24 protein-coding genes are annotated in these 22,504 nt (G+C 46.3%); 17 read left to right on the plus strand and 7 right to left on the minus strand.

Annotated features, from left to right (window positions below):
* Positions 1-91 precede the first annotated feature (91 nt).
* The gene (locus MKX59_RS25125) at positions 92-820 is read right to left on the minus strand and encodes a response regulator (RefSeq protein WP_023987065.1); all 729 of its coding nucleotides are present in this window, start codon (positions 818-820) and stop codon (positions 92-94) included.
* The gene (locus tag MKX59_RS25130; RefSeq protein WP_076295792.1) at positions 813-2,486 is read right to left on the minus strand and encodes an ATP-binding protein; all 1,674 of its coding nucleotides are present in this window, start codon (positions 2,484-2,486) and stop codon (positions 813-815) included. Before MKX59_RS25130 ends, MKX59_RS25125 begins: the two co-directional genes overlap by 8 nt.
* A gap of 161 nt (positions 2,487-2,647) precedes the next feature.
* Here MKX59_RS25130 and MKX59_RS25135 point away from each other — a divergent pair, with 161 nt between their 5' ends.
* On the plus strand, positions 2,648-2,941 hold the full coding sequence (locus tag MKX59_RS25135; RefSeq protein WP_013308817.1) for a putative quinol monooxygenase: 294 nt from the start codon (positions 2,648-2,650) through the stop codon (positions 2,939-2,941).
* 44 nt (positions 2,942-2,985) lie between these two features.
* Positions 2,986-3,810 carry an aldo/keto reductase gene (locus MKX59_RS25140; RefSeq protein WP_023987067.1) on the plus strand — a complete coding sequence of 275 codons (825 nt, stop codon included), beginning with the start codon at positions 2,986-2,988 and terminating at the stop codon, positions 3,808-3,810.
* A 91-nt stretch (positions 3,811-3,901) separates the two neighbouring features.
* On the opposite strand, the gene MKX59_RS25145 is transcribed toward MKX59_RS25140, so the two are convergent.
* Positions 3,902-4,555 carry an SdpI family protein gene (locus tag MKX59_RS25145; RefSeq protein ID WP_053324658.1) on the minus strand — a complete coding sequence of 218 codons (654 nt, stop codon included), beginning with the start codon at positions 4,553-4,555 and terminating at the stop codon, positions 3,902-3,904.
* Positions 4,552-4,863, minus strand: a complete 312-nt coding sequence (locus tag MKX59_RS25150; protein ID WP_013308820.1) for an autorepressor SdpR family transcription factor — start codon at positions 4,861-4,863, stop codon at positions 4,552-4,554. Before MKX59_RS25150 ends, MKX59_RS25145 begins: the two co-directional genes overlap by 4 nt.
* 217 nt (positions 4,864-5,080) lie before the next feature.
* Between MKX59_RS25150 and MKX59_RS25155 the strand changes: the two genes are divergently transcribed.
* The 10 genes from MKX59_RS25155 (at position 5,081) to MKX59_RS25200 (ending at position 15,553) form a co-directional block, all read left to right on the plus strand.
* Positions 5,081-5,692 (plus strand): alpha/beta hydrolase, encoded by a 612-nt coding sequence (locus MKX59_RS25155; protein ID WP_053324659.1) that lies wholly within the window; start codon positions 5,081-5,083, stop codon positions 5,690-5,692.
* 73 nt (positions 5,693-5,765) lie between these two features.
* Complete coding sequence (gene tlp / locus MKX59_RS25160; RefSeq protein ID WP_013308822.1) at positions 5,766-5,990, plus strand: small acid-soluble spore protein Tlp; 225 nt, start codon at positions 5,766-5,768, stop codon at positions 5,988-5,990.
* 240 nt (positions 5,991-6,230) lie between these two features.
* Positions 6,231-7,523: an ABC transporter substrate-binding protein gene (locus tag MKX59_RS25165; protein WP_023987070.1), complete on the plus strand. Its 1,293-nt coding sequence runs from the start codon at positions 6,231-6,233 to the stop codon at positions 7,521-7,523.
* 27 nt (positions 7,524-7,550) lie between these two features.
* Positions 7,551-8,513 carry a carbohydrate ABC transporter permease gene (locus MKX59_RS25170; RefSeq protein WP_023987071.1) on the plus strand — a complete coding sequence of 321 codons (963 nt, stop codon included), beginning with the start codon at positions 7,551-7,553 and terminating at the stop codon, positions 8,511-8,513.
* A 3-nt stretch (positions 8,514-8,516) separates the two neighbouring features.
* Positions 8,517-9,356 carry a carbohydrate ABC transporter permease gene (locus tag MKX59_RS25175; protein ID WP_023987072.1) on the plus strand — a complete coding sequence of 280 codons (840 nt, stop codon included), beginning with the start codon at positions 8,517-8,519 and terminating at the stop codon, positions 9,354-9,356.
* A gap of 334 nt (positions 9,357-9,690) precedes the next feature.
* Entirely contained in the window at positions 9,691-10,977 is a 1,287-nt protein-coding gene (gene ilvA, locus MKX59_RS25180; protein WP_069080226.1) for a threonine ammonia-lyase IlvA, read from the plus strand.
* A 220-nt stretch (positions 10,978-11,197) separates the two neighbouring features.
* Positions 11,198-12,172 (plus strand): glycoside hydrolase family 43 protein, encoded by a 975-nt coding sequence (locus tag MKX59_RS25185; RefSeq protein WP_013308827.1) that lies wholly within the window; start codon positions 11,198-11,200, stop codon positions 12,170-12,172.
* Positions 12,173-12,383: 211 nt separating this feature from the next.
* Positions 12,384-13,451: a FecCD family ABC transporter permease gene (locus MKX59_RS25190; RefSeq protein ID WP_370671136.1), complete on the plus strand. Its 1,068-nt coding sequence runs from the start codon at positions 12,384-12,386 to the stop codon at positions 13,449-13,451.
* Positions 13,451-14,476: a FecCD family ABC transporter permease gene (locus MKX59_RS25195; protein ID WP_053324661.1), complete on the plus strand. Its 1,026-nt coding sequence runs from the start codon at positions 13,451-13,453 to the stop codon at positions 14,474-14,476. Before MKX59_RS25190 ends, MKX59_RS25195 begins: the two co-directional genes overlap by 1 nt.
* 129 nt (positions 14,477-14,605) lie before the next feature.
* Positions 14,606-15,553, plus strand: a complete 948-nt coding sequence (locus tag MKX59_RS25200) for an ABC transporter substrate-binding protein (RefSeq protein ID WP_069080218.1) — start codon at positions 14,606-14,608, stop codon at positions 15,551-15,553.
* A 161-nt stretch (positions 15,554-15,714) separates the two neighbouring features.
* Here the strand turns inward: MKX59_RS25200 and MKX59_RS25205 are convergent, their stop codons facing one another.
* On the minus strand, positions 15,715-16,146 hold the full coding sequence (locus MKX59_RS25205) for a hypothetical protein (RefSeq protein ID WP_013308831.1): 432 nt from the start codon (positions 16,144-16,146) through the stop codon (positions 15,715-15,717).
* A 197-nt stretch (positions 16,147-16,343) separates the two neighbouring features.
* Here MKX59_RS25205 and MKX59_RS25210 point away from each other — a divergent pair, with 197 nt between their 5' ends.
* The 3 genes from MKX59_RS25210 to MKX59_RS25220 all read left to right on the plus strand — a co-directional run bounded on the left by MKX59_RS25210 (position 16,344) and on the right by MKX59_RS25220 (position 18,623).
* Complete coding sequence (locus tag MKX59_RS25210) at positions 16,344-16,643, plus strand: hypothetical protein (RefSeq protein WP_023987079.1); 300 nt, start codon at positions 16,344-16,346, stop codon at positions 16,641-16,643.
* A 271-nt stretch (positions 16,644-16,914) separates the two neighbouring features.
* A complete protein-coding gene (locus tag MKX59_RS25215) occupies positions 16,915-17,739 on the plus strand; it encodes an alpha/beta hydrolase (protein ID WP_340859290.1) in 825 nt (274 codons plus the stop codon).
* A gap of 92 nt (positions 17,740-17,831) precedes the next feature.
* Entirely contained in the window at positions 17,832-18,623 is a 792-nt protein-coding gene (locus MKX59_RS25220; RefSeq protein ID WP_340859292.1) for a dioxygenase family protein, read from the plus strand.
* Positions 18,624-18,696: 73 nt separating this feature from the next.
* Here MKX59_RS25220 and MKX59_RS25225 read toward each other — a convergent pair whose 3' ends face one another.
* A complete protein-coding gene (locus tag MKX59_RS25225; RefSeq protein ID WP_071559278.1) occupies positions 18,697-19,620 on the minus strand; it encodes a hypothetical protein in 924 nt (307 codons plus the stop codon).
* Between the two features lie 215 nt (positions 19,621-19,835).
* Positions 19,836-20,354, minus strand: coding sequence for a DoxX family membrane protein (locus MKX59_RS25230; protein ID WP_053324664.1), 519 nt, complete (start codon positions 20,352-20,354; stop codon positions 19,836-19,838).
* 248 nt (positions 20,355-20,602) lie between these two features.
* Between MKX59_RS25230 and MKX59_RS25235 the strand changes: the two genes are divergently transcribed.
* Together MKX59_RS25235 and MKX59_RS25240 are read left to right on the plus strand one after the other, a co-directional pair.
* Positions 20,603-21,697, plus strand: coding sequence for a DUF3048 domain-containing protein (locus MKX59_RS25235; protein WP_340859294.1), 1,095 nt, complete (start codon positions 20,603-20,605; stop codon positions 21,695-21,697).
* Positions 21,698-21,885: 188 nt separating this feature from the next.
* On the plus strand, positions 21,886-22,500 hold the full coding sequence (locus MKX59_RS25240; protein ID WP_007428879.1) for a DUF47 domain-containing protein: 615 nt from the start codon (positions 21,886-21,888) through the stop codon (positions 22,498-22,500).
* The last annotated feature ends 4 nt before the right edge of the window (positions 22,501-22,504 follow it).

Consider the following 22,504-nt stretch of genomic DNA (forward strand, 5'->3'; position numbering starts at 1 on the left):
TTTAAACCGTTTTGATCGATTAAGTGAATTAAATTCAATAAAATTATGAATAGGAAGAGGGGGAAGTAACAGGACATCAGAGTTGGGCGGTTTATGCATCCCTCCGCTGTCGCCGATAGATACGCTCCGGTCTGCCGACGGTTCCGTACACCTGATCGTGGTGCGCGTCGCCACTTTCCACTAAATACTCCAGATACCTTCTGGCTGTAGAACGGCTCATACCCAGCTCAATTCCCACTGTACCTGTAGTCACCTCACCCCGTCGATTCAGGAGATCTAGCACTTTGTCGCAAGTTACTTTATCGATGCCTTTGGCCCATAATTCTCCGACTCCGTTCCCCGCCATCCGACCGGTGCCCGCGCTTTGAAGCAAACTGTCAATTTCAGATTGTTCGACTGTGGATTGTTCCTCTTGCCATGTTGTGATTTGTCGCCGAAACCGGGCATATTCCTCCAAGGTCGCACGCAATCTCTCGAATATAAGCGGCTTTACGATAAAATCAAACACGCCTGCTCGAACGGCTTGTACCACTGTTTCAGCTTCTTTGGCGGCAGTCAGCATAATAACATCTGTACCCGGATAGTGTTGCTTGATGAACGATAGCAGGGTTAGACCATCTGTGTCGGGAAAATAAACATCCAGCACGACTAGAGGAGGACGGAGCACGTCCAGTTGAAGTTTTGCCTCAAATTCGTTCGTGGCGATTGCACATACGGTGAACCCGTCTACCTTTTCAATAAATCGACGGTTAATCTCCGCAATTCGCGGATCGTCTTCAATAATAAGAACCTCAATGTCCGATAAAACCCGCTCATTCATGGGCATAACCTCCTTTTGCATCATTATTCATATCTGTCCTATGTAAGGGAATGTATACCTCAAAAATACTTCCACCACCAGGCCGTTCATACACTTCAATAGAGCCGCCCATTCGTTCAGTGTACTCCAGCACGAGAGCAAGGCCATATCCATGTCCTGCTTCTGCTTTGGTCGAAGCTCCCCTGACAAACAGCTTTTCTTGGATATCGTCCGAAATTCCCGATCCGTTATCCGCAACTTCGACGATGATGGCTTCAGTCGTTTCTTCAAGCCGGAACCAGACCTGTCCGTCAGAGATGGAGGACATCGCAACAGCTTCCATGGCATTGTCCAGCAGGTTTCCGGCTATGGAAGCGAGAAAGGACCACTCCAACGTAGGAGACTGGGTTGAGAATGCTCCTTTAATATCAAAATGGAGTAAAACCCCTTTTTCCAGCGCCTGTTTCTTCTTACCGATCAGTAGGCTGGCGATGATTGAATCGGTTAGGAGAGCTGTGCCAATCGGCCTGTGTACACGATATTCCTCTGATTCCTGGGTGATAAAGTCCACCGCTTCGTCATAACACTCCAACTGAATCAGGCCGGATATGAGATACAGCCGATTGGCGTATTCGTGTGTTTGTGATCGAAGTACTTCCGCGTAATCTTTGACCTCTGTCAACTGTTGTGTCATGTGGAGCAGTTCGGTCTTGTCACGCAGACTGGCAACCGTGCCCATGATGCGACCGGAACGATCCTGGATCGGCACACGGCTGACGACTACAATTCGCTGCTGGACCTCAATTTCCTTATTCCATATGTCCTGTCCCTGATCTGGCCCCATCGTTGAATGCTCTACTGTGTAATCGGCAACAAGCATATCAACCAGTACATCTGGAACACCTGTCAAGTGACGAAGGTCGCATCCGTAGATAGAGGTTTCCGCGGGGAGTCCGATCAAGCGAGCTGCCTGTGGATTGGCAAGTGTGATTTGTCCGTTACTATTAACCGCGATAATTCCTTCGCCGATGGACTCAATAATGGCTTGCTTTTCCTGGTACAACCGTCCGATCTCCACTGGCTCCAGTCCATGCAGTGCGCGTCGAACCCGTTGCGCTATAACCAGGCTTCCCAATATGCCGATCATCAGCGCGCCCACCATAAACCAGAGCCATGCATATGTGTATGTACGAATATTTTGCTGCACATCTGTCATTAAAAAACCTACAGAGACGAGCCCGATGGCCTTACCTTGCGTATCATAAACGGCTGTTTTGGCGCGTATTGACGGTCCGAGAGAACCCGTCGATTCAGTGATAAAGGACTGCCCTTGCAGTACCTTATCATTCATGGGGTCTATCATAGGCGTGCCGATGCGCTCCGGGTTTACATGCCACTGTCGAATGAGATGACGATCAGCAATAGTAATAAAATCAGCGCCGCTGCTGGCTTGGACAGGCTTTATGACCTCGTTGATACGCGAACGCAATTGCGTCGTCTCAGTCTGCTCCAGAGCGTCTCTGACCTGCGCATCTACGGCGAGGGTATTGGCGACGGTGAGCGCCCTTTCTCCGATTTCATCATATAGAGCGGAGGTGATCATATATCGAAAGGATAATCCCAACAGCCCGGTAACTACCAGTACTAAAAGAGATATAAATACCATTAGTTTTGTCTGAAAACGCACATGCCTTCACCGCCGTTAAACAAAATATAGGAGGAACGGATCAGCTGATCTTCTCCCCCATACGATCTATTTTACTGTATTACAGAAACGCCCGCACTTTTATTCTGTCGAAAGAATGGTCTATAATAGAAATAGTTACATAATACGAGGAGGAACATAATATGATTATTATTCATGCCGATATGAAAGTTTTACCTGAAAAAAGAGAGACTTTTCTGCAACAAACCCAAGGGCTGATCAGCGCATCCCAAGCTGAAGAAGGCAATGTACGTTACACGTTAATGCAGGATCTGAATGATCCCAACGCATTTACGATGGTTGAAGAGTGGAAAGATGCTGCTGCTGTAGATTTCCATAATAATTCTGCCCATTTCCAGGCATTTGTTGCCGCGGCTAAAGAATTGTTGGCTGCTCCACTTCAAGTGAATGCTTTTCAGGATGCAACTAAACTGTAATCATCCCGTTGAATAATTCATAATCAGGAACAGGAGGAATAGACATGGGGAACATTGCGGATACAACTGTACTGAATAACGGAGTTCAGATGCCTTGGCTCGGTTTCGGTACTTACAAGGCGGAAGGCAATGAGGTCTACGAAGCGGTCAAAACAGCTATTGAGGTCGGTTACCGTCACATTGATACAGCGGCGATCTACGGCAACGAGGAACTGGTTGGACAAGCCATTCGTGATAGTGGAGCGGCTAGAGAAAACCTGTTTGTAACTACCAAGCTATGGAATCAGGATCAAGGCTACGATTCAACACTGCGTGCCTTTGAGGAAAGCCGTAAGCGGCTGGGTCTGGATATCATTGATCTGTATCTCATTCATTGGCCTGGCAAGGATAAGTACAAGGAAACCTGGAAGGCATTCGAACGACTGTATGAAGAAGGAAGCGTACGCGCTATCGGAGTTAGTAACTTCCAAGTTCACCATCTCGAAGACCTCCTCAAAGACAGCAACATGGTTCCTGTCATCAACCAAGTGGAGCTTCACCCTCGTCTGACTCAACAAGAGCTGCATCAATACTGCCGGGAGCACCAGATTCAGCTTGAATCGTGGAGTCCGCTGATGAAGGGGAAATTAACCGAGCAAGCGGACATCGTTGAGATTGCTGCCAAATACGGTAAAACCTCTTCGCAGGTTATTTTGCGTTGGCATCTGGATCGGGGGATTGTGACGATTCCCAAATCTGTAACCGCGCATCGTATTCGCGAAAATGCTGATTTATTCGACTTTGAATTGACGGCTGAGGATATTGAACGAATCAATGGTCTTCATCTTGATGAGCGTGTAGGCACGCATCCCGATAAGCTGCTGTTCTAATATTAAGATTAAATGTACAAAGAACCTCCTAATTCTACGTTTACGTGGATTGGGAGGTTCCTTTTTTAGGTTCAGGTTTGGCTTTGTCTGCTTACTGGTTTAGCTTACGATACAACAAGAGAGAATAGAGTATGGGAGAGATGACGGATATGATCAGCATGGATAGAAAAATGACCGTTCCCGCCACTCCATCGACCCATGCCGCCACCAAACCCGAAGCACCACCGAGCATCATCATAGGTCCACCGAAACGGTGCGTTTTACGCCATACCTCGGGGTTAGACAGAGTCCACGGAGTGCGGATACCGAAGGTATAGTTCGGCTGCACCTGAGTCATATAATTACCCATCACCAGCAGCAGCAGGCCTATTACCCCCAAAATTATAGTATTCATTTGCAGTCGTATGTTCAGGTTATACAGCAGCATCCCCCATCCAGCTACAGCCAGAACCAAAGAAATACCTGCACGCGTAACTTCATAGGCTTTTGAAAATTTCTCATAATTAGCTCTGTTGGGGTCCATGTAGCGTGCCAATCGAATGACCAGCGGTACTAGACCCAACAGCACGAGCATGATAATAGAACCACTTTTGCTCATATACCCGTCTGCTGTATTGTCAAAGCCAAAATGCGAGGCTAGAACATTGGGAAGTCGGTCGTACAGCAATATAGCTCCTATCGCAGGTGATAAGGCAATCAAAGTCGTCAAAACATCTGTAAAGCTCCAATGTATTCGAAATTTCATTCAGATCCCTCCGTATCCTTGATATGATTCACATTTTTCTGGGCAGGGGTATCGGAGTGGGCGATGCTGAACATCCAACCGATGACATCCGCCACAACCGTTGTATGCAGGGTGTAGATAATGTTTTGCCCCTGTCGTTCATCCAGCACCAGCCCAGCCTGCTTCAGGATATTGAGATGGTGGGAGATGCTGGGCTTACTAATTTGAAAATGTTCAGCCACTTCACCTGCGCTCATACTTTTCTCCTTTAAAAGCTGTAAGATTGTACGCCGGGTCGGATCAGCCAAAGCTTTGAAGGCATCGTTCAAAATACATTTCCTCCTTTAGATATTTAGATAATATTCTAAATATCTAACATCATAGTAAAATAGAGCTATACTGCATGTCAATGGAACAAGACATCATTTTAGAAAAAAGATGTAGATCAGGCTAATTAGGTTTGTAAAAGGCAGCGAAGTTGGCTATAATTAATTTATACTAAAAATAAGAATCTTAATTTAAAGAAAAAATGAGGAGGAAATATAAATGAAACACGTATTTCGTAAAGGAAATCATCCGCAAGCCCCGGTTATTTTGCTGTTGCATGGTACAGGCGGGAACGAACAAGACCTGATACCTTTGGCCGAGATGGTAGCACCGGGAGCTTCTGTGTTAGGCGTGAGAGGAAATGTGCTGGAAAATGGGATGCCACGTTTCTTTCGCCGTTTGGCAGAAGGAGTGTTCGACATTGAGGATCTCGTATTTCGCACCAAAGAACTGAGCGAATTTGTGGACACAGCTGCAGAGCAATACGATTTTGATCGTAATAACGTGGTGGCTCTTGGCTATTCCAATGGTGCAAACATAGCCGCCAGCATGCTCTTTCACGATGCAAAAGCGTTACGTGGAGCTATTTTGCACCATGCAATGGTGCCGTTGCGTGGCCTGGATTTGCCAGCTTTGAATGGTATCCCTGTATTTTTGTCTTCCGGTGAGAATGATCCCATTGTTCCGATTTCGGAATCTCAGGAGCTGCAAGCATTATTGGAAGGGGCCGGAGCGCAGGTGGAAGCATATTGGGAACGCAATGGTCATCAATTGACTCGGACTGAAGCCGAAGCCGCAGGAAAGTGGTTTGGGGAGCATTTTAATGCATAAAATGATCCGATAGCGATCAAGCTACGGATTAGCGCTCTACTGAGCGACCCCATAATTAGGAGGCGACAAACGAATGGCAAAACCAGATAATCGAGCCGATAATGTTGAACATTTGCAACAAAGTATTCAGAACACACAGCAGAACCTGCATGAAGCTGAAGGATATCTAAACGAATTTTCCTCTGAAATCAGCAACGAGGAGCGTAAGCAGATCGAAGAAAAAAATAATCGTCGTAAAGAAAGTATTAGATCATTTCGGGAAGAAGTGAAGGACGAAGCAGCCCATTCCCAAGAGTAGTTAAAATAGCGAGGCCCAACTTCGAGTTTCAATTCGAGTGGGGCCTCTTTTTTATGCAAAAATCATCATAGCCTCATTCAATTCATTTTCCCCCTATAATGCAAAGGAGACGCTAATCTGCGTTGAAAATAAATATTTTATAAATAATGTTGTTGTAAACTAATTTGTGTTGATGTTAAATAATAAAAGAAAGCGCAATCATTTACGAATTAGGATTTCATCATGCGAAGGGGGAAGGATATGCTGCTGCGAAGAAAACGCATGGCTTTGATGCTTATGGCGGTGGTTTTGATGGCTGGACTGCTGCAAGGCTGTTCTTTCAAGACCGATGAAAAGGATGGGCCGGGAACAGAACTTGTATTATGGACGTTCAATGAACTGCATGAGAAGTTTTTTCTGCAAATGGCTGACCAATGGAACCAACAGCACCCTGATGAATTGATTAATTTGAAAGCGAATACATTTCCTTATGATAACCATCACAGTAAGCTGTCGATTGCGCTGCAATCGGGGGTGGGAGCGCCGGATATCGCGGATATCGAGGTGAACAAGATCGGTAATTTCCTCAAAGGCATACCGCAGCTGGTCCCGCTCAATCCGGTGATTGACCCCGAGATCAATAACATTGTGCCTTCCAGAGTACAGATTTACGGCAAAGACGGTAAATATTACGGCATTGACTTCCACGTTGGGGCCGAAGTGATGTACTACAATAAAGAGATTATGGACCAGGCGGGGGTAAACCCGGATTCCATCGTCACCTGGGCAGACTATGCTGCTGCAGGCAAGCAAGTACTGGCGAAAACAGGCAAGCCCATGGCGACCTTAGAAACGAATGACCTATGGAGCTATTGGCCGATGATCTCCCAGCAAAATTCAGATTTTCTGGATGACAAGGGCGAGTTGACGTTGGATAACGAAACCAATATTAAAACACTCGAGTTTCTTCAACAGATGATAAAAGACAAAATCGCTATTCCCGCACCGGGCGGCGGGCATCACATGGAGGAATACTACGGATTTATGAACAAAGGTGGGGCCGCTTCGGTATGGATGCCGATGTGGTATATGGGACGTTTTACGGATTACATGCCTGACCTAAAAGGTAAAATTATCATCAGACCCATGCCAGCGTGGGAAAAAGGTGGTTTTCGCTCAGCGGGTATGGGTGGAACCGGAACAGTAGTCACGAACCAATCAGAGCACCAGGATCTGGCGATGCGCTTTCTGGCCTTTGCCAAGCTATCCAAGCAAGGGAATGTGGAGATCTGGAAGCAGCTTGGTTTTGATCCCATCCGTAGTGAAGTGTGGACCATGCCGGAAGCCAAAGCCAAGAATAAATTTACGGAGTATTTCGGAACGAATATTTTTGACACGCTCATCGAAGTCAAAGATGAAATCAATGCGGTGCATATCGGTCCGAAAACGCCTGATATCGCCAGTGCTGTGCGCAATAAAATACTTTATCGGACACTACAGAATGGCGAAGATCCAGCCACGGTGCTACATGAGCTGGCAGATGAACTGAGATAGACCCCAACAGGAAAGGGAGTGAGATTCATGGCAACGCCCGTTCATACGAACGCTAATGTACCGACAGGTCAGCCGCCACAGCCTCAGCGTCCGACCAGAAGCCGATGGAGTCGCTTTATTCATTCCAGCCGTACGGCACCGTATGTGTTTGTCCTTCCATTTTTACTGTCCTTTGCGCTATTTTTTGCCTATCCGGTCATATCGACGGTCATTATGAGCTTTCAGGAAGTCCTGCCAGGGATAACAACTTATGTTGGACTGGAAAATTATAAGGACTTAATCAATCCTACGTTTGGAAAGGCGATATTGAATAGCGTCCTGTACACGCTCCTTACCCTGGTCGTGCTGATTCCTCTGCCGCTGGTATTGGCGGTATTGCTGAATTCGCCTAAAATGCCGGGCAGAGGGTTGTTTCGCTCCGTGATGTTTATCCCTGCACTAACCTCAGTGGTGGTAGCAGGAACGATCTTCCGCCTCATGTTCGGGGAATTGGATGGTTCGCTGATGAACTCCCTGTTGGGGGTATTCGGTCTGGAGCCTTACAAATGGCTAATGAACGCGAACACCGGCTTTTTAGCGTTGATCGTGCTGGCCTTGTGGAGATGGTTAGGCGTGAACATGCTGTATTACATGTCGGGACTCCAGAACATTCCTCCCGAGTTGTATGAGGCTGCGCAGATTGATGGAGCCAGTCGTTTCGATTCATTTTGGCGGATTACGATTCCTATGCTGAAACCGGTGACGATCTACGTATTTACGATTAGCATTTATGCGGGGTTATCCATGTTCACGGAGAGCTACATGCTGTGGAACGGAAATAACTCCCCGAACGATATTGGTTTAACGATTGTTGGCTATCTCTATCGCCAAGGTCTGGAGCAGAACAGTATGGGCTTTGGAGCTGCGGTAGGCATTGTATTGCTTGTATTTACACTCGTGCTGAACCTGATCCAGCTCAAATTTTTCGGCATGTTCCGGAAGGAGGATTAAGCGATGGCTCAGAAACAAAAAGGCTCGTTATCCGCATTGCTCGTTGTCCTGTTCATTCTGTTTGCCGGGTTTGCCCTGTTTCCGCTATTTGCCGTGACGCTTGCCTCGTTCAAGCCATCGACGGAGCTGCTGCGCTACGGCTTGAATCTTAAGCTGGAGTGGGGCATCATGTCCTTGAAAAACTATGCGTTCATCTTTCAGGGGACGACGGATTATTTTCAATGGTACTGGAACAGTATTGTTATTACCGTCTTGTTTACGGTGTTATGTCTGATATTGTCCGCGATGGTAGGCTACGGTCTGGAGATGTACCGTTTTAGATTGAAAAATGTGATTTTCACACTGGTGCTGGTCGTGATGATGATCCCGGTAGAAATTATCATGCTGCCGCTCTACAAGCTAATGATTGGCATGAAGCTGATTAATACAGTATGGGGCGTAATTCTACCCTTCGTCGTCGCGCCGATCCCGATCTTTTTCTTCCGTCAATATTTGAGTGGTGTTCCCAAGGACTTCATGGATGCTGCGCGGGTTGACGGCTGTTCAGAATATGGCATTTTCGTACGGATTATGATGCCTCTGATGGCGCCAGCATTTGCGGCAATGGCTATTTTGCAGGCGATGAACAGTTGGAATAACTTCCTGTGGCCGATGATTGTATTGCGTACCAATGACATGCTGACACTACCGATTGGTTTGTCCAGTCTGCTGACGCCGTATGGCAACAATTATGATGTGCTGATCGCGGGATCCGTTTTGGCTATTTTACCGATTCTCGTCGTGTTCCTGTTCTTCCAGCGTTATTTTATTGAAGGAATGACGGCAGGTGGAGTAAAAGGGTAATCGGAAAGGTATTAAATAGAGCAATGGAATACAAGAAATGTGCAACGTCAGAAAAGGCTGATCGGGCATTGTCCCGGTCTGCCTTTTTTTAGATTCGATTGATTTTCATTCTCATTTTCATGACTATCATCTGCACAAGCTATGGGTAAACGTGGTATGATATTTGAAAGATTTCAAATACAGTACTTTGCATAATTCGATTCCTAACGCTCAATAGTACAATATATAGACGAACTAAACCGTTTCGATCTGTATATTGCTGATTTGAAATCGCTCTTGGGATTTATGCAAAATGCTCAAATACAGAAATATTCAGGCGGAGCGTGGAGAACCTATGGAACCAACAGAAACCCAGAAAACTGACCCGACCATGGCGTCAACCGTTGGCATGGAGGATATTGTACGGGCGCATCATATGCTGCGTGAGGTGATTGTACGTACACCTTTACAGAGGGATGCCGTCCTATCGGCCAAATATAACTGTAATGTGTATCTGAAAAGAGAGGATCTCCAAGTCGTGCGGTCCTTTAAAATCCGTGGAGCTTACAACATGATCCGTAGCTTGACCCCTGAGCAAATGGAAAAAGGAATCGTGTGTGCGAGTGCAGGGAATCATGCGCAAGGTGTGGCTTTTTCATGTAATGCTCTTGGTATCCACGGTAAAATATTTATGCCGAGTACAACGCCCAATCAGAAGGTCAAGCAGGTTCGTCGCTTTGGCGGTAACAGTGTAGAGGTCATTCTGACCGGAGACACGTTTGATGATGCCTATGACGAGGCCATGAAGGTGTGCAGCGAGCAGGCAATGACCTTCATCCATCCGTTCGATCAGCCGAAAATTATTGCGGGCAATGGTACGATTGCGATGGAAGTGATGGAGAGCCTAGATACACCTATGGACTATGTGTTCGTAACGATTGGCGGCGGCGGTTTGGCGGCAGGCGTAGGTACGTATGTTAAAACCGTGAGTCCGTCCACCAAGGTAATTGGCGTGGAACCCCTCGGCGCGGCGTCGATGACGGAAGCGATGCGTGTGCACAAGGTGGTTACACTGGATCAAATAGACAAATTTGTTGACGGAGCTGCAGTGAAGCGTGTGGGTCAGCTGACATACGATATTTGTAAGCATACCTTGGACGATATTGTGAAGGTACCGGAAGGCAAAGCATGTACCGCGATTCTGGAGCTGTATAATGAAAATGCGATTGTTGTGGAGCCTGCGGGCTCACTGCCTGTTGCAGCACTTGATCTGTATCGCGAGCAGATTCAAGGCAAAACGGTTGTCTGTATCGTCAGCGGTGGTAACAACGATATAGATCGTATGCAGGAGATTAAGGAACGGTCCCTCATTTACGAAGGACTGAAGCATTATTTTATGGTGAATTTCCCGCAAAGAGCTGGGGCACTGCGTGAGTTTCTACAGGATGTGCTTGGACCAGACGACGATATTACTAGGTTTGAATATACGAAAAAGAATGATAAGGAAAATGGACCAGCTCTGGTCGGCATTGAGCTGTTCCACAAGGAAGACTATCTTCCTTTAATTGAACGAATGAACCGCAAGGGGCTTAAATACACGGAACTGAACAAAAACGAAAATCTATTTAATATGTTAATTTGAAAAGGAGCCTATGGGCTCCTTTTTTGTATCAGAATTTTGCAAAATCCTCGTATGTATATTGTTATGCGTAGTTTACGAATTTCTTTTTATTTGAAATAAAGCGTTTACAAAACTGAATGTGATAGGTTAATATATGGGTAACTTCATAAGTATAAACACTAATGTAATAGGTGTGTCACCTGAATTTTATTATAAGATACTCATTCGGAGGTGCGAAAGAATGTTGAAGGCATGGAAAAAATCAGTACAGAGTAAATTGACCCGAACGGCGTTTGCTGCCGTAACCTCGGCTGCTTTAATGCTGTCAGTGATGCCATCTGCATCCGCAGAGCATTGGGCGTTAACTGGCGATGTGGCAGTGCATGATCCGTCCATTACGAAGGAAGGCAACGCATGGTATATTTTCTCCACAGGGCAGGGGATACAGGTTCAAAGATCGGACGACGGACGCAATTTTTACAGATTGCCGCAAATATTTCTGTCGCCGCCATCATGGTGGAAAACGTATGTACCTAAGCAAAAGACTAACGATGTATGGGCACCGGATGCTCAAAAGTACAATGGACGGGTATGGCTGTACTATTCCATTTCTACTTTTGGTGCCCGGACCTCGGCTATCGGACTAGCTTCCGCAACGAGCATTGGCGCGGGGAGCTGGAGAGATGATGGACTAGTGCTGCGTACGACGGATGCTAACGATTATAATGCTATTGACCCGAATCTCGTCATTGACGCTTCCGGTAACCCGTGGCTTTCCTTTGGTTCATGGAATTCAGGCTTGAAAGTGACTCGACTGGATAAAAATACGATGAAGCCTACGGGCCAGATCTATTCTATCGCCAAGCGTACGGCTGGTGGTTTGGAAGCGCCACATGTTACATACCGCGACGGCTATTATTATCTGTTTGCTTCCATTGATAACTGCTGCAAAGGCGTAGACAGTAATTATAAGATTATTTACGGTCGCTCTACTAGTATTACCGGACCGTATGTGGACAAGAGCGGCAAAAGCCTGATGGATGGCGGTGGAACGATACTGGATGCAGGGAATGACCGTTGGAAGGGACCGGGTGGACAATCTGTCTATAACAACAGTGTGATTGCACGTCATGCCTATGATGCCACTGATGGTGGAAATCCAAAGCTTCTGATTAGTGATTTGAAATGGGATTCGGCAGGCTGGCCTACGTACTAAAGAGAGGACCGTTTGGAGTCATTTGTGCAGTAAAATCATATAGATATATTCAAAAACTGTTCCTCCTAAGGGGAACAGTTTTTGGCTTGCAATGTCATAGAAACATGCTATTATGTATCAAGTTGATAATAATTATCATTATCGTTATAAGAGACGTGATGATTTTCAGGTATGGAGGGAGTGACCTCACCAAATGCAGTCCAAAGACAGCATGGACAAACATACAGCTCTGACAGAGAGGGCAGTTCCTGAAGTAGACATAACAGCACGTCCAGTGCTTCGAGCGGGTAGGGTTCGGCAGGCGTTGTTGTTCACAGCTTCGGCTGTATTGTTGGCTTTGGCCATATTCGCCGCCATTTCTCTCGGAGCCAAGGATTTGACCGTAAGCACCGTGTGGTCGGCAGTATTTCACTATGATCGTTCGCTAATGACCCATCAGATCATTCACGAGCTGAGATTACCGCGTGTACTCGGTGCAGCTGTTATTGGAGCTGCGCTGGCGGTGGCAGGCTCTCTGATTCAGGGTATTACACGAAACCCGCTGGGAGATACAGGTGTGCTGGGCATTAACGCAGGAGCGATGTTTGTAGTTGCAGTGAGTTTTGCCTTTTTCCCCAATCTACCTTATGGGACGTTAATAGTATTGTCGTTCCTGGGGGCGCTGATGAGTACCTTACTAGTATTTGGTCTGGGAGCATCTGCACCGGGAGGATTGACACCTATGAGATTGACGGTGTCTGGAGCTGTGACGGCTGCCTTGTTAGGTTCCATGACTTCGGGGATTGCGATTTATTTTGATCTAAGTCAGGATTTAGCCTTCTGGTATGCGGGTGGCGTAGCCGGGATTAAATGGTCGCAGCTTGAGATTCTTGCACCGATTTTGCTTATTGTGATCGCCTGGTCTATGGGGCTGGCACGTTCCATTTCGCTGATTTCGATGGGCGATGAGGTGGCGTTAAACCTTGGGTTGAATCTCAGGCGTATCCGGCTTTTGGGTCTGCTGACTGTAGTGGTACTGGCCGGCCTATCTGTATCGGCTGCCGGAGCCATCGGCTTTGTAGGTTTGGTTATCCCACATATCGCTCGCAAGCTAATCGGTGTGGATTATCGCCAGATCGTGCCGTTGTCTGCGTTATTGGGAGCCGTATTACTGGTGCTGGCAGATTTGGGAGCGAGAATGGCAAATCCGCCAGAGGAGCTAGCTATTGGGATTATGGTGTCTTTTATCGGAGTACCCTTTTTCCTCTTTCTCGCCCGTAAGGAAAGGAGGGATTTATAGTGAGTCGCTCTTTAGGGATTGGGGACACAAGAACGAAAAAGGCTTGGCTCGTTTGTTTGGTATTGGCGGGGATCAGCTTTGCTGTCCTTGTTTTGGGTTTGAATACCGGAACGATTCGTATTCCACCGCTACGTGTGCTGGATACGTTGTTTGGCGGTGGCAACGGACGTGATCATATCGTTCTGTTCGAATATCGTCTGCCACGTATTGCTGTAACGGTGCTAGCTGGAGCGGGACTAGGCGCAGCCGGGGCGGTCATGCAAGGCTTGTCACGGAACGCACTTGCTGATCCGGGAGTGCTCGGTCTTCATGCGGGGGCTGCGTTGGGACTGGTGATGTTCGTTAGCTTTTTTCGCGACCTGGACGGATCGGCCGCCGTTCTGATCCCCTTGTTTACCTTTGCAGGAGGTGTCATTGCGGCGGTGCTAATTGTTTTGTTGTCCTATAACCGCAGCAGAGGAATCGTGCCGGTGCGTCTGATTTTGTCCGGCATCGGTGTAGCCTCGGGTCTTAGCGCCATAACGCTGTATTGGTCGTTGCGGCTGGATGAGGATACGTACGCATTTACTGCACGTTGGTTGGCTGGCAGCGTTTGGGGCCGGGATTGGATACACGCAGCGGCTTTGTTGCCTTGGATAGTCATTGTATTACCCTACGTTCTGTCGCAGACGCGCAGTCTGAACAATCTGTCGTTGGGCGACGAGACCGCAGCTGGAATCGGCACAAATGTGAAGCGCCAGCGTCTATTACTGCTGGGCGCAGCCGTGGCTCTATCCAGTGCCAGCGTATCCATGGCTGGAGGCATCGGTTTTATTGGGCTGATTGCGCCTCATCTGGCTCGCCGTCTGGTTGGGCCGATGTACCAGCATTTGCTGCCAGTAGCCTGTTTGGTCGGGGTCGTTATTCTGGTCACCGCAGACACGATTGGGCGTTCGGTGTTTCAGCCGAATGCGATTCCCGCAGGTGTGGTGGTTGCTGTGGTAGGAGCTCCATACTTTTTATTCCTGTTGTCCCGAACAAAATGACAGAAGGAATAGGTACATATGAAATCATATGATGCAAATGATGCAACCCGTTGAAATTAATAACTAAGCAGAAGCCTTCTATATTGATCATTATAATGTAGAGTTTCTGTAGCATAGGAGAGAGTAAACATGAGAAAGCACAAATTTGAGGGTTCAGATTTTAAACGTTCATGGGTAGTCACAACTCTTGTTGTATGCATGATCATGCTGTCCGCTTGCGGACAAGCAGCCGACAAACAGGCTACCGATACGAAAGCGGCTGGCAGTGCGCAGACAACCATTAGTGCGGATTCGCGCATTGCTTCGATGTCTATTCATTTGACGAACAACCTGCTGGCATTGGGCATTACTCCGGCTGGTTCGGTCATTGGTGGAGATGTGAAGGATTTTCTGCCCCATGTAAAAGATCGTCTTCAAAGTACCCGTAAGCTAGGTGTTGTCACAGACCCGGATATGGAAGCGGTATTGGAACTTCAACCTGATCATATTTTTTTGGACAAAAAATATTCGGGAACCGATGTGGCCAAGTTTGAAAAAATTGCGCCGACCGAAGTTTTTGATCTGGATGAAGGCACATGGAAGGATCAATTGAAAAAAATAGCCGTTATGGTCAAACATGAAGCACAGGCAGACGCATTTCTAAAAGATTATGATACACAGAAGGAACGAGTCAAAAAGCTGATTCATTCAAAAATTGGGGACGGAACGGTTATGGCTGTACGTGTGACGGCGAAAGAGGTTCGTGTTATGGGGATGAAGCGTCCCGTAGGACCGCTGTTGTATCAGGACTTGGGCTTGAAGCCAGCCAAAGGTGTAGAAAAGATCAACAAGGCTTATCAAGTTGTTTCCCAAGAGGTTTTACCGGATTATGATGCCGATGCGATCCTTGTTATCATCAGTAAAGGCGCGGATGCCCAAAAGGTATACAAACAGCTAGAAGGAAATACAGTATGGCAAGGTCTCAAAGCGGTGAAGCAAGGGCATGTCTACATGTTGGACGGACAGCCTTGGCTGGACTATTCCGCGATGGGACATAAAATTGCTCTGGATAATGCAGAACAACTATTTTCCAAATAAGTTCTAAAGTATATCAAGCCGTATTCCCCCATGCAGCTTCTTACAGGCCAGGAATACGGCTTTTTGGCGCACGCTCAAGCTGTAAGTCGGTTGCCTGATCGAAATGAAAAGGAGCTGCTATGATCCAAAATGAGGCAGCTCCATATAATGAGAATTGCGGGCTATGAACGTTTTTTACGCAGAAAAATCGGTTTGAGTCCAATAAAGCCGATGGCGGCGAGAATTAAATTTACCCAAGGTGAGATCCTGAATACCGGCAGTACACTGCGCAGCGCTAGTCCGGCGACAAGAATCACGACAACTAACACAACATACATCAAGATGGATTTAAGATTCATCTGGGGCTTTACAGGGGCATGGTCTGGCTGTTGTGTCTCCTCGCCTTCTTCGGGACGGTCCATAAAATTCATCAGGGCTTCAACGAGTAGAATGGCTCCTGCGGCGATGATGATAAGGGTGGATAGGCTGATTTTTTCAAAGGGTTTGATATCCCCACCTGTAAAGGTGACAAACCATCCGATAATTGCCTGTGTCAAAAAAAACATAGACAAGGCAATCCATGCAATAAGCGTATAATTTTTTGCTTTATTCATTTCTTCCTCCTGCTTTATGAGCGTATCCCGAGCTGATGGAACCGCCATTTCGTAACAAAGACAGTATACGTGAGGAAGCGTCGGATGGCAAAAGACTTTATCTATAAAATGTATATTACCGCTGCATTCTCCTCAAACTGGATACAGGGTGAGCACATAGAGCAACCTGAATATAAACGTTAAGAGGGTGTGGCATCATGAAACTGGAGAACCAGGCAGATTATTCAGTCCAAAAACGATTAGCAAACGCTTCGAACAGGAATAGCGGGGTGGCCTCGTCTACAAATGTGAGTCACCGGAGTGTTCAAGGAACTTCTCCAACCTACCGTATACTGGACGATATTGAAGTGGCTGAGGATACAGAATTTGCAGGTGAACTAGGTGCACAGAACTACCGCAGCCTGTGGCATGAGGATGAACATAACGGCGCCTCTTGTAAGCTGGAGTGGGAGGGACGAACGGAGACCCACCAAATGTTTAGGAACAGCTACGAATAACGAATGTCTACTTTAATGTAGTGGATTCACTCTAATAAGTGTAGTATAGCGTTCTCCGGAATCGCATCGGGGAGCGCTATTTGTTTACTTTTTTAACGATGTGAACTGACAGGTTGACAAGGAAGCAGGGCGATGATAGACTGACTTTACTATAAAACTTATTAAACTTATCGGAATTAAAGTGAATGAATATCCTGGATGGATATTCCACGTTACTATATGAGTTTGAATTCATAAATGTGTAGTGAAGCTTGAAACAGGGGGAATCAGGATGGAACGGCAAATTGGAATTCGCTTTGAACATGAAGAACTGGCCGCAACAATTCATTATCCAAACCGTACAAATGAGGGAGATCGTCAGAGACGAGTTCCTCTCGTTGTTATATGTCACGGTTTTGTGGGCAATCGTATCGGAGTAGATCGATTATTCGTCAAGACTGCGCGTGAACTGGCCGAAGGGGGATACTTTGTCCTGCGCTTTGATTTTGCCGGTTGTGGGGAAAGCACAGGTGAATACGGCAAGCAGGGGCTCGAGTCCATGATTAATCAGACACGTACCGTATTGGATTACGCCGTCAATTGCGCGGACATTGACCCGACCAAGGTGACGCTGATCGGTCACAGTCTGGGGGGCGCGGTTGCCCTTCTCACAGCCGTACGGGATAAGAGAGTACAAAATCTGGTTCTTTGGTCAGCAGTGGGCTATCCATTCAACGACATCGTCAAAATTACGGAGCGAAGCGTGTACGATGAGTCTGTTAAAACCGGTCATGCCGACTATTTGGGCTATAAATTTACGCCTGCTTATTTTGAGTCGTTAGCTCTATTTCAGCCGTTTCAGGAGGCCGTTAAATTTAACGGAGATGTGCTCGTTGTTCATGGCACCTCGGATGATATTATTCCTGTGGATTATGCATTTCTGTTTCAAAAGATATTCTGGATGCGTCCAGAGGGGCGCTGTGATAAAGAGATTATTTTCCAGGGGGATCACACTTTCTCGTCAGGTAAAGAGCGGCAACGGCTCATTGATCGGACACTTGAATGGCTGGATGAACAGGAAAATATTCAACGGGATTGGCAGCACTGGATGATCTGATTTCAGTGTGTAACGGATTGTATTGGAAATTGCGCCTCCGCCGGAGTAAAATGGAAGAGTAACACTATACTGGCGTGTGGAGGTTGGCAGCGATGACATTACCCTCAATTTTTGTTGCGCATGGTTCACCGACACTGGCTGTAGAAAATAACGCATATACCAGCTTTCTTGCAAAGCTGGGCGCGAGCCTGCCCCGACCCAAAGGAATTGTCATTTTTTCCGCGCATTGGGATAGCCCCGATCAATGTATTGGCGCGGATGATCAGCATGCAGCGTTGCACGATTTCTATGGCTTTCCCGAAGAAATGTACTCAATCGATTACCCTGCACCAGGCGATCCGAAGCTGTATGAGGAGATAGAGCATCTGTTCAGTCAGCATAACCTGTTCCACCAGCCGGTTCGGAACCGAGGACTGGATCATGGAGCATGGGTGGTTTTGCGGCATATATATCCTGATGCGGACATACCGGTCGTACCCTTATCCATTGATTCTCGGCGCGCTCCCCAGGAGCAATACGAGATTGGACGGATGCTGGCGCCGTTGCGAGAACAAGGGATTTTGGTTATCGGTAGCGGCGGATTGGTCCACAACTTGCGGACACTCAAGCAGACGAGTGAGCCAGCCGATTGGGCCGTTCAATATGATGACTGGATTGCACAGCAGCTTCAAGACTGGAATTTGCGCCACCTATTCCAATATGACAAAAAGGCTCCATATGCCAAACAGGCGGTACCTTCTTATGGAATAGAGCATTTTTCACCTTTGTTTTATGCGATGGGGGCTGCGGATCATGAGCGCTCTGCGCATAAGCTTTTTCAATCGTATGTCCTTGGCTCGTTGAGTCTCAATTGTTGGGCTTTTGGTCAAGAAAGTGATACGTAAATGTAAAAAAAGAACTTCCGAATCCACATGGTGTGTGGGAATGGAAGTTCTTTTGTGTATTTTGCGTCTTTGATTAATTAGAAGGCACGTTCTTTTTTAGCCAAGTGGATACCTGCGTAGTACGCTGATCTCCATTTTGATCCAATAGTGTCATAAATGCTTTCAGCTTTTGAATGTAGGTACTCTTCGAATCCATATTACGTTGAACGACGAATTGATACCCTTTTTTCGCATTCGGATGAATCTTCCCGGTATCATAATCGAATAATGGCGTATTGTTCGTGCCATAGAAAGTATAGAAGAAGTACAGATCGTGCAATTTTTTTATAGCTTGTGTACGGTTGGAATGAGGATATTGGTTTAAAAATGCCTCCTGTGCCAGCACTCGTCCGGCTAACTGTTGATAGCCGATACGGAGCGCGGCATCCTTGGTAGCCGCCTGTCCGGATTCCATCGCCATGATGTCAATATAGCTGCGGATATCTGTCGTGGTGTGCTTCCCGAAGACTTTATATTTTTCATAGTTGATGACTGGGTAGTACATGCCTTCTGCAGTTTCAAGTTTGTAGCCGGCATCTCTTGTTTGAGTTAGCAACTTTTTCAGGTTCACATCGCTTGAACGGCTGATTACATTTGTGAACGAATCACCGGGTTTATAGATTTGATTTATTTTGGTTTGAACAGAGGCCGGGTATAAGGTCTTTGCATAGGAATCCAATTGCTGGTTCTGTGCATTTTCCAGATGAAGCACCATGATGGTAGCTTGAGAGGCTGGAATGGTTTGAATATGCTTTTGCAAATAAGTGAATGCCTGAGGTAGCTTGCCGGGTTGGCGTAGTAGCTGCTCGAAGGTCTTGGAGATATGTTGTACACTTTCTGCCTGAGATGTCATAGTAGACGTCGCTGCTTTGGCTGATGTCGTATATCCCAATCCCATAGTTTGCACTGTGAAAGTTACGGCTGCGAGCATGAGATAGGCTTTGGTAATTTTTTTCATGATATAACCCTCCATTACGTTCTTTGATGTAACTGTAGTGTATAGGGTAAATGTATCGTGAGCATTCCATGTTGTATCCAACTTGTAAACGTTTGGAGGGGATGATGAATCCGATAAAAGAGTCCGAGTTAGAAGGAGCTGAAAGACCTCTTGTGAGCATAACAGCACAAAAAAAATAACCATTACCCCGGAGGATAACGGTTATTTTGGGATGTTTAAGCTATTTTTCGACTAGGGTCCGCTGGAAAGGTATCTTTATTTTTACGAAACAGTCCACGCAGGAAGGGCAGTACCCAATGGTCAAAGCCAATTCTTCCGGCATTTGCACCAGCAACTACAAGGAAGATTTCAAACAGCAGGTAGATTGCATTGGTGCTTACTGTACCCGAGAACAGGAACGAGAAGTTCATAACCATAGCCATCAAAGCAGCCAGTGTAGTCAATGTACCGAGAAGCAGGCCAACTCCTACCAAGAACTCACCCAATGGGATCAGGACGTTGAACAAACCTACATTCGGCAGGGCAAAGGCTTCCAGGAACGATCCCCACCAGCCTTGTACAGCGGGATGGTCTCCACCTGTTTTAGCAATGGCCCCCGAGATAAACCCGCCTGCATCAAATCCACCTGTCAGCTTTTCAAGTCCGTGGGTCATCCATTCATACCCTAGATAAACCCGTACTACAGTCAGCAACCACATTGCGACTTTGTTCTCACGTAACCAGCTGTTAAACATTCAAACCACTCCTCTTTCTTAATCTATAATGTTGGTTGTATTTCATTTTGTTGGGATGATCATCTTTGCTACACCTTTATTGTAGTAGGTTCAGTTACAGTTATTTGTGATAAAAATCACAAAGTCTAAATATTTTTTAAATTTTAATGTCTTCAGATAAGTATTCTATAGATTGGTCATGCTTCAATCAAGACAAAAACAGGAAATAAAGCTTATAATGAGAAAAATAACTAAGTGGAGGGATGAACTTGTCCGGGCCCATTTCCCAACGAAATCATTGGTTGCGTGTGATGGCCTCAGCTCTGTTATGCATGACGCTGATGTCTTGTTCTGCTATGTCCAATACGGGTGAATCTGAATCCGTTCCCCAACTGACCAAGCAAGAAACAGAGAAGGAGGCACTTGAACCGTCGAAGGAGCAGTCTATTCCGGCATTTACAGCTCCGCTCACCGGTCTTCCGGTGGAGCAGCCAGTTTTGGAGCGACCGCTCGCTGTCATGATCAACAATGCTCCGGCTGCACGTCCACAGGCAGGACTTAGCCAGGCAGACATGGTATATGAAGTTCTTGCAGAAGGTGGGATTACCCGTCTGGTCGCTTTTTTCCAAAGTCATGGCGGAGATGTAAAGATCGGACCGGTCCGTAGCATTCGGCCGTATTTGATTGAGCTGGGCGAAACCTATGGTGCGTTGCCGATACACGCAGGGGGAAGCACAGATGCCTATGCAATTTTACAGCAGCAGCGGAAGGAACATCTGGATGAGATTTCAAATGGAGGGGCTTACTTCTGGCGAAGCAAAGATCGTCGTCCTCCACATAATTTATACACAGACGTGAACAGACTGCGCAAAGGAAGCGATAGTAAAGGGTATGCCAAGCAGACGGACGTTCCAGTATATTCTTACCTCAAATCCGGTGAAACCCCAGTTATGGTGGACGAGACTGCAGCATCTTTACAAATCCGGTTTTTGCTTAAAAGCTATCGGGTATCTTATACCTATGATCCAGCGGATCAACAATATAAGCGTTTTGTGAACGAAAAGTCACATGTGGATCAAAATAATAACCAACAGCTCTCAGCAGCCAATGTCATTGTGATGAGCGCTAGACATCGAACGTTGGATGATGTAGGCAGATTAAGTGTTGAGTTGGACGGTAGCGGAGAGGCCATGGTGTTTCAACAAGGACGGTTAATACAGGCTGAGTGGCAACATACACCAGGCGATGCGATTCGTTTTATGAAAAATGGGGTTGAAATCCCGTTAACACCAGGTACATCCTATATACATGTGGTACCTGCAGATACTTCACTAAAGGAACATGTAACCATAGAAGCAAATTAGAAAACGAAATACACCTTTTTAGGGAAAAAATGTCGGATAATGACCTTCCATGTCGGGCAATGTATACGTATATCATGAAATTTGCTTTTACAAACATTACAAAAACATTGATGAGTGTGATAAGATAGCAAAGGTTGTCTATTGCAGTCGAAACAGGTTGCGGATATTTTCGTAAAGGGGTAATCGTTATGAGATTGAAGAAAAAGGATATATTCTTCGAGACGTTGGAAAATATGGCAGATACGATCGTGCAAGCAGCTGATTATTTTGCCCAACATACTTCAAATCTTCAGGATGTAACTTTGTTTACAAATGAAATGAAGAAGTATGAAAATAAGTGTGATGATTACACACACACGATTATTACTGAGCTGAACAAGACCTTCATTACGCCGTTGGAACGCGACGACATCATGGAACTGACAACAACCATGGATGATGTGTTGGACGGTCTTGAAGCGACGGCTTCTCGTTTTTATATGTACAATATTACGGAGCCGGACGAGTATATTGTGCAGTTCGCTGATATTTTGCGTCAATCAGCTTACGAAATTCAGAAAGCTGTGCATTTGCTTTCACAGAAAAAATTGCTGGCCATTCGTGAATACACTATTCGCCTGAATGATTTGGAAAATCAGGGGGATGAATTGTTGCGTATTTGCATTAAAAACCTGTTTGCAACTGTAACTGACCCTATTGAACTGATTAAACGCAAAGAATTGTACGAACGCCTTGAAACGACAACGGATTCATGCGAGGATGTTGCAAATATGCTGGAATCCATCATTATGCGTAACTCGTAAGGGA

Source organism: Paenibacillus sp. FSL R7-0340 (assembly GCF_038002205.1).
Classification (GTDB): Bacteria; Bacillota; Bacilli; order Paenibacillales; family Paenibacillaceae; genus Paenibacillus; species Paenibacillus polymyxa_B.

What these genes read in the sequence shown, in the direction of transcription:
- MKX59_RS25225 (WP_071559278.1), bottom strand. Translation starts at nt 19,620, where the DNA reads ATGAAAAAAATTACCAAAGCCTATCTCATGCTCGCAGCCGTAACTTTC.
- MKX59_RS25185 (WP_013308827.1), top strand. Translation starts at nt 11,198, where the DNA reads ATGTTGAAGGCATGGAAAAAATCAGTACAGAGTAAATTGACCCGAACG.
- MKX59_RS25140 (WP_023987067.1), top strand. Translation starts at nt 2,986, where the DNA reads ATGGGGAACATTGCGGATACAACTGTACTGAATAACGGAGTTCAGATG.
- MKX59_RS25210 (WP_023987079.1), top strand. Translation starts at nt 16,344, where the DNA reads ATGAAACTGGAGAACCAGGCAGATTATTCAGTCCAAAAACGATTAGCA.
- MKX59_RS25165 (WP_023987070.1), top strand. Translation starts at nt 6,231, where the DNA reads ATGCTGCTGCGAAGAAAACGCATGGCTTTGATGCTTATGGCGGTGGTT.
- MKX59_RS25190 (WP_370671136.1), top strand. Translation starts at nt 12,384, where the DNA reads ATGGACAAACATACAGCTCTGACAGAGAGGGCAGTTCCTGAAGTAGAC.
- MKX59_RS25240 (WP_007428879.1), top strand. Translation starts at nt 21,886, where the DNA reads ATGAGATTGAAGAAAAAGGATATATTCTTCGAGACGTTGGAAAATATG.
- MKX59_RS25155 (WP_053324659.1), top strand. Translation starts at nt 5,081, where the DNA reads ATGAAACACGTATTTCGTAAAGGAAATCATCCGCAAGCCCCGGTTATT.
- MKX59_RS25215 (WP_340859290.1), top strand. Translation starts at nt 16,915, where the DNA reads ATGGAACGGCAAATTGGAATTCGCTTTGAACATGAAGAACTGGCCGCA.
- MKX59_RS25200 (WP_069080218.1), top strand. Translation starts at nt 14,606, where the DNA reads ATGAGAAAGCACAAATTTGAGGGTTCAGATTTTAAACGTTCATGGGTA.
- MKX59_RS25220 (WP_340859292.1), top strand. Translation starts at nt 17,832, where the DNA reads ATGACATTACCCTCAATTTTTGTTGCGCATGGTTCACCGACACTGGCT.
- MKX59_RS25175 (WP_023987072.1), top strand. Translation starts at nt 8,517, where the DNA reads ATGGCTCAGAAACAAAAAGGCTCGTTATCCGCATTGCTCGTTGTCCTG.
- ilvA (WP_069080226.1), top strand. Translation starts at nt 9,691, where the DNA reads ATGGAACCAACAGAAACCCAGAAAACTGACCCGACCATGGCGTCAACC.
- MKX59_RS25205 (WP_013308831.1), bottom strand. Translation starts at nt 16,146, where the DNA reads ATGAATAAAGCAAAAAATTATACGCTTATTGCATGGATTGCCTTGTCT.
- MKX59_RS25170 (WP_023987071.1), top strand. Translation starts at nt 7,551, where the DNA reads ATGGCAACGCCCGTTCATACGAACGCTAATGTACCGACAGGTCAGCCG.
- MKX59_RS25125 (WP_023987065.1), bottom strand. Translation starts at nt 820, where the DNA reads ATGAATGAGCGGGTTTTATCGGACATTGAGGTTCTTATTATTGAAGAC.
- MKX59_RS25230 (WP_053324664.1), bottom strand. Translation starts at nt 20,354, where the DNA reads ATGTTTAACAGCTGGTTACGTGAGAACAAAGTCGCAATGTGGTTGCTG.
- MKX59_RS25135 (WP_013308817.1), top strand. Translation starts at nt 2,648, where the DNA reads ATGATTATTATTCATGCCGATATGAAAGTTTTACCTGAAAAAAGAGAG.
- tlp (WP_013308822.1), top strand. Translation starts at nt 5,766, where the DNA reads ATGGCAAAACCAGATAATCGAGCCGATAATGTTGAACATTTGCAACAA.
- MKX59_RS25145 (WP_053324658.1), bottom strand. Translation starts at nt 4,555, where the DNA reads ATGAAATTTCGAATACATTGGAGCTTTACAGATGTTTTGACGACTTTG.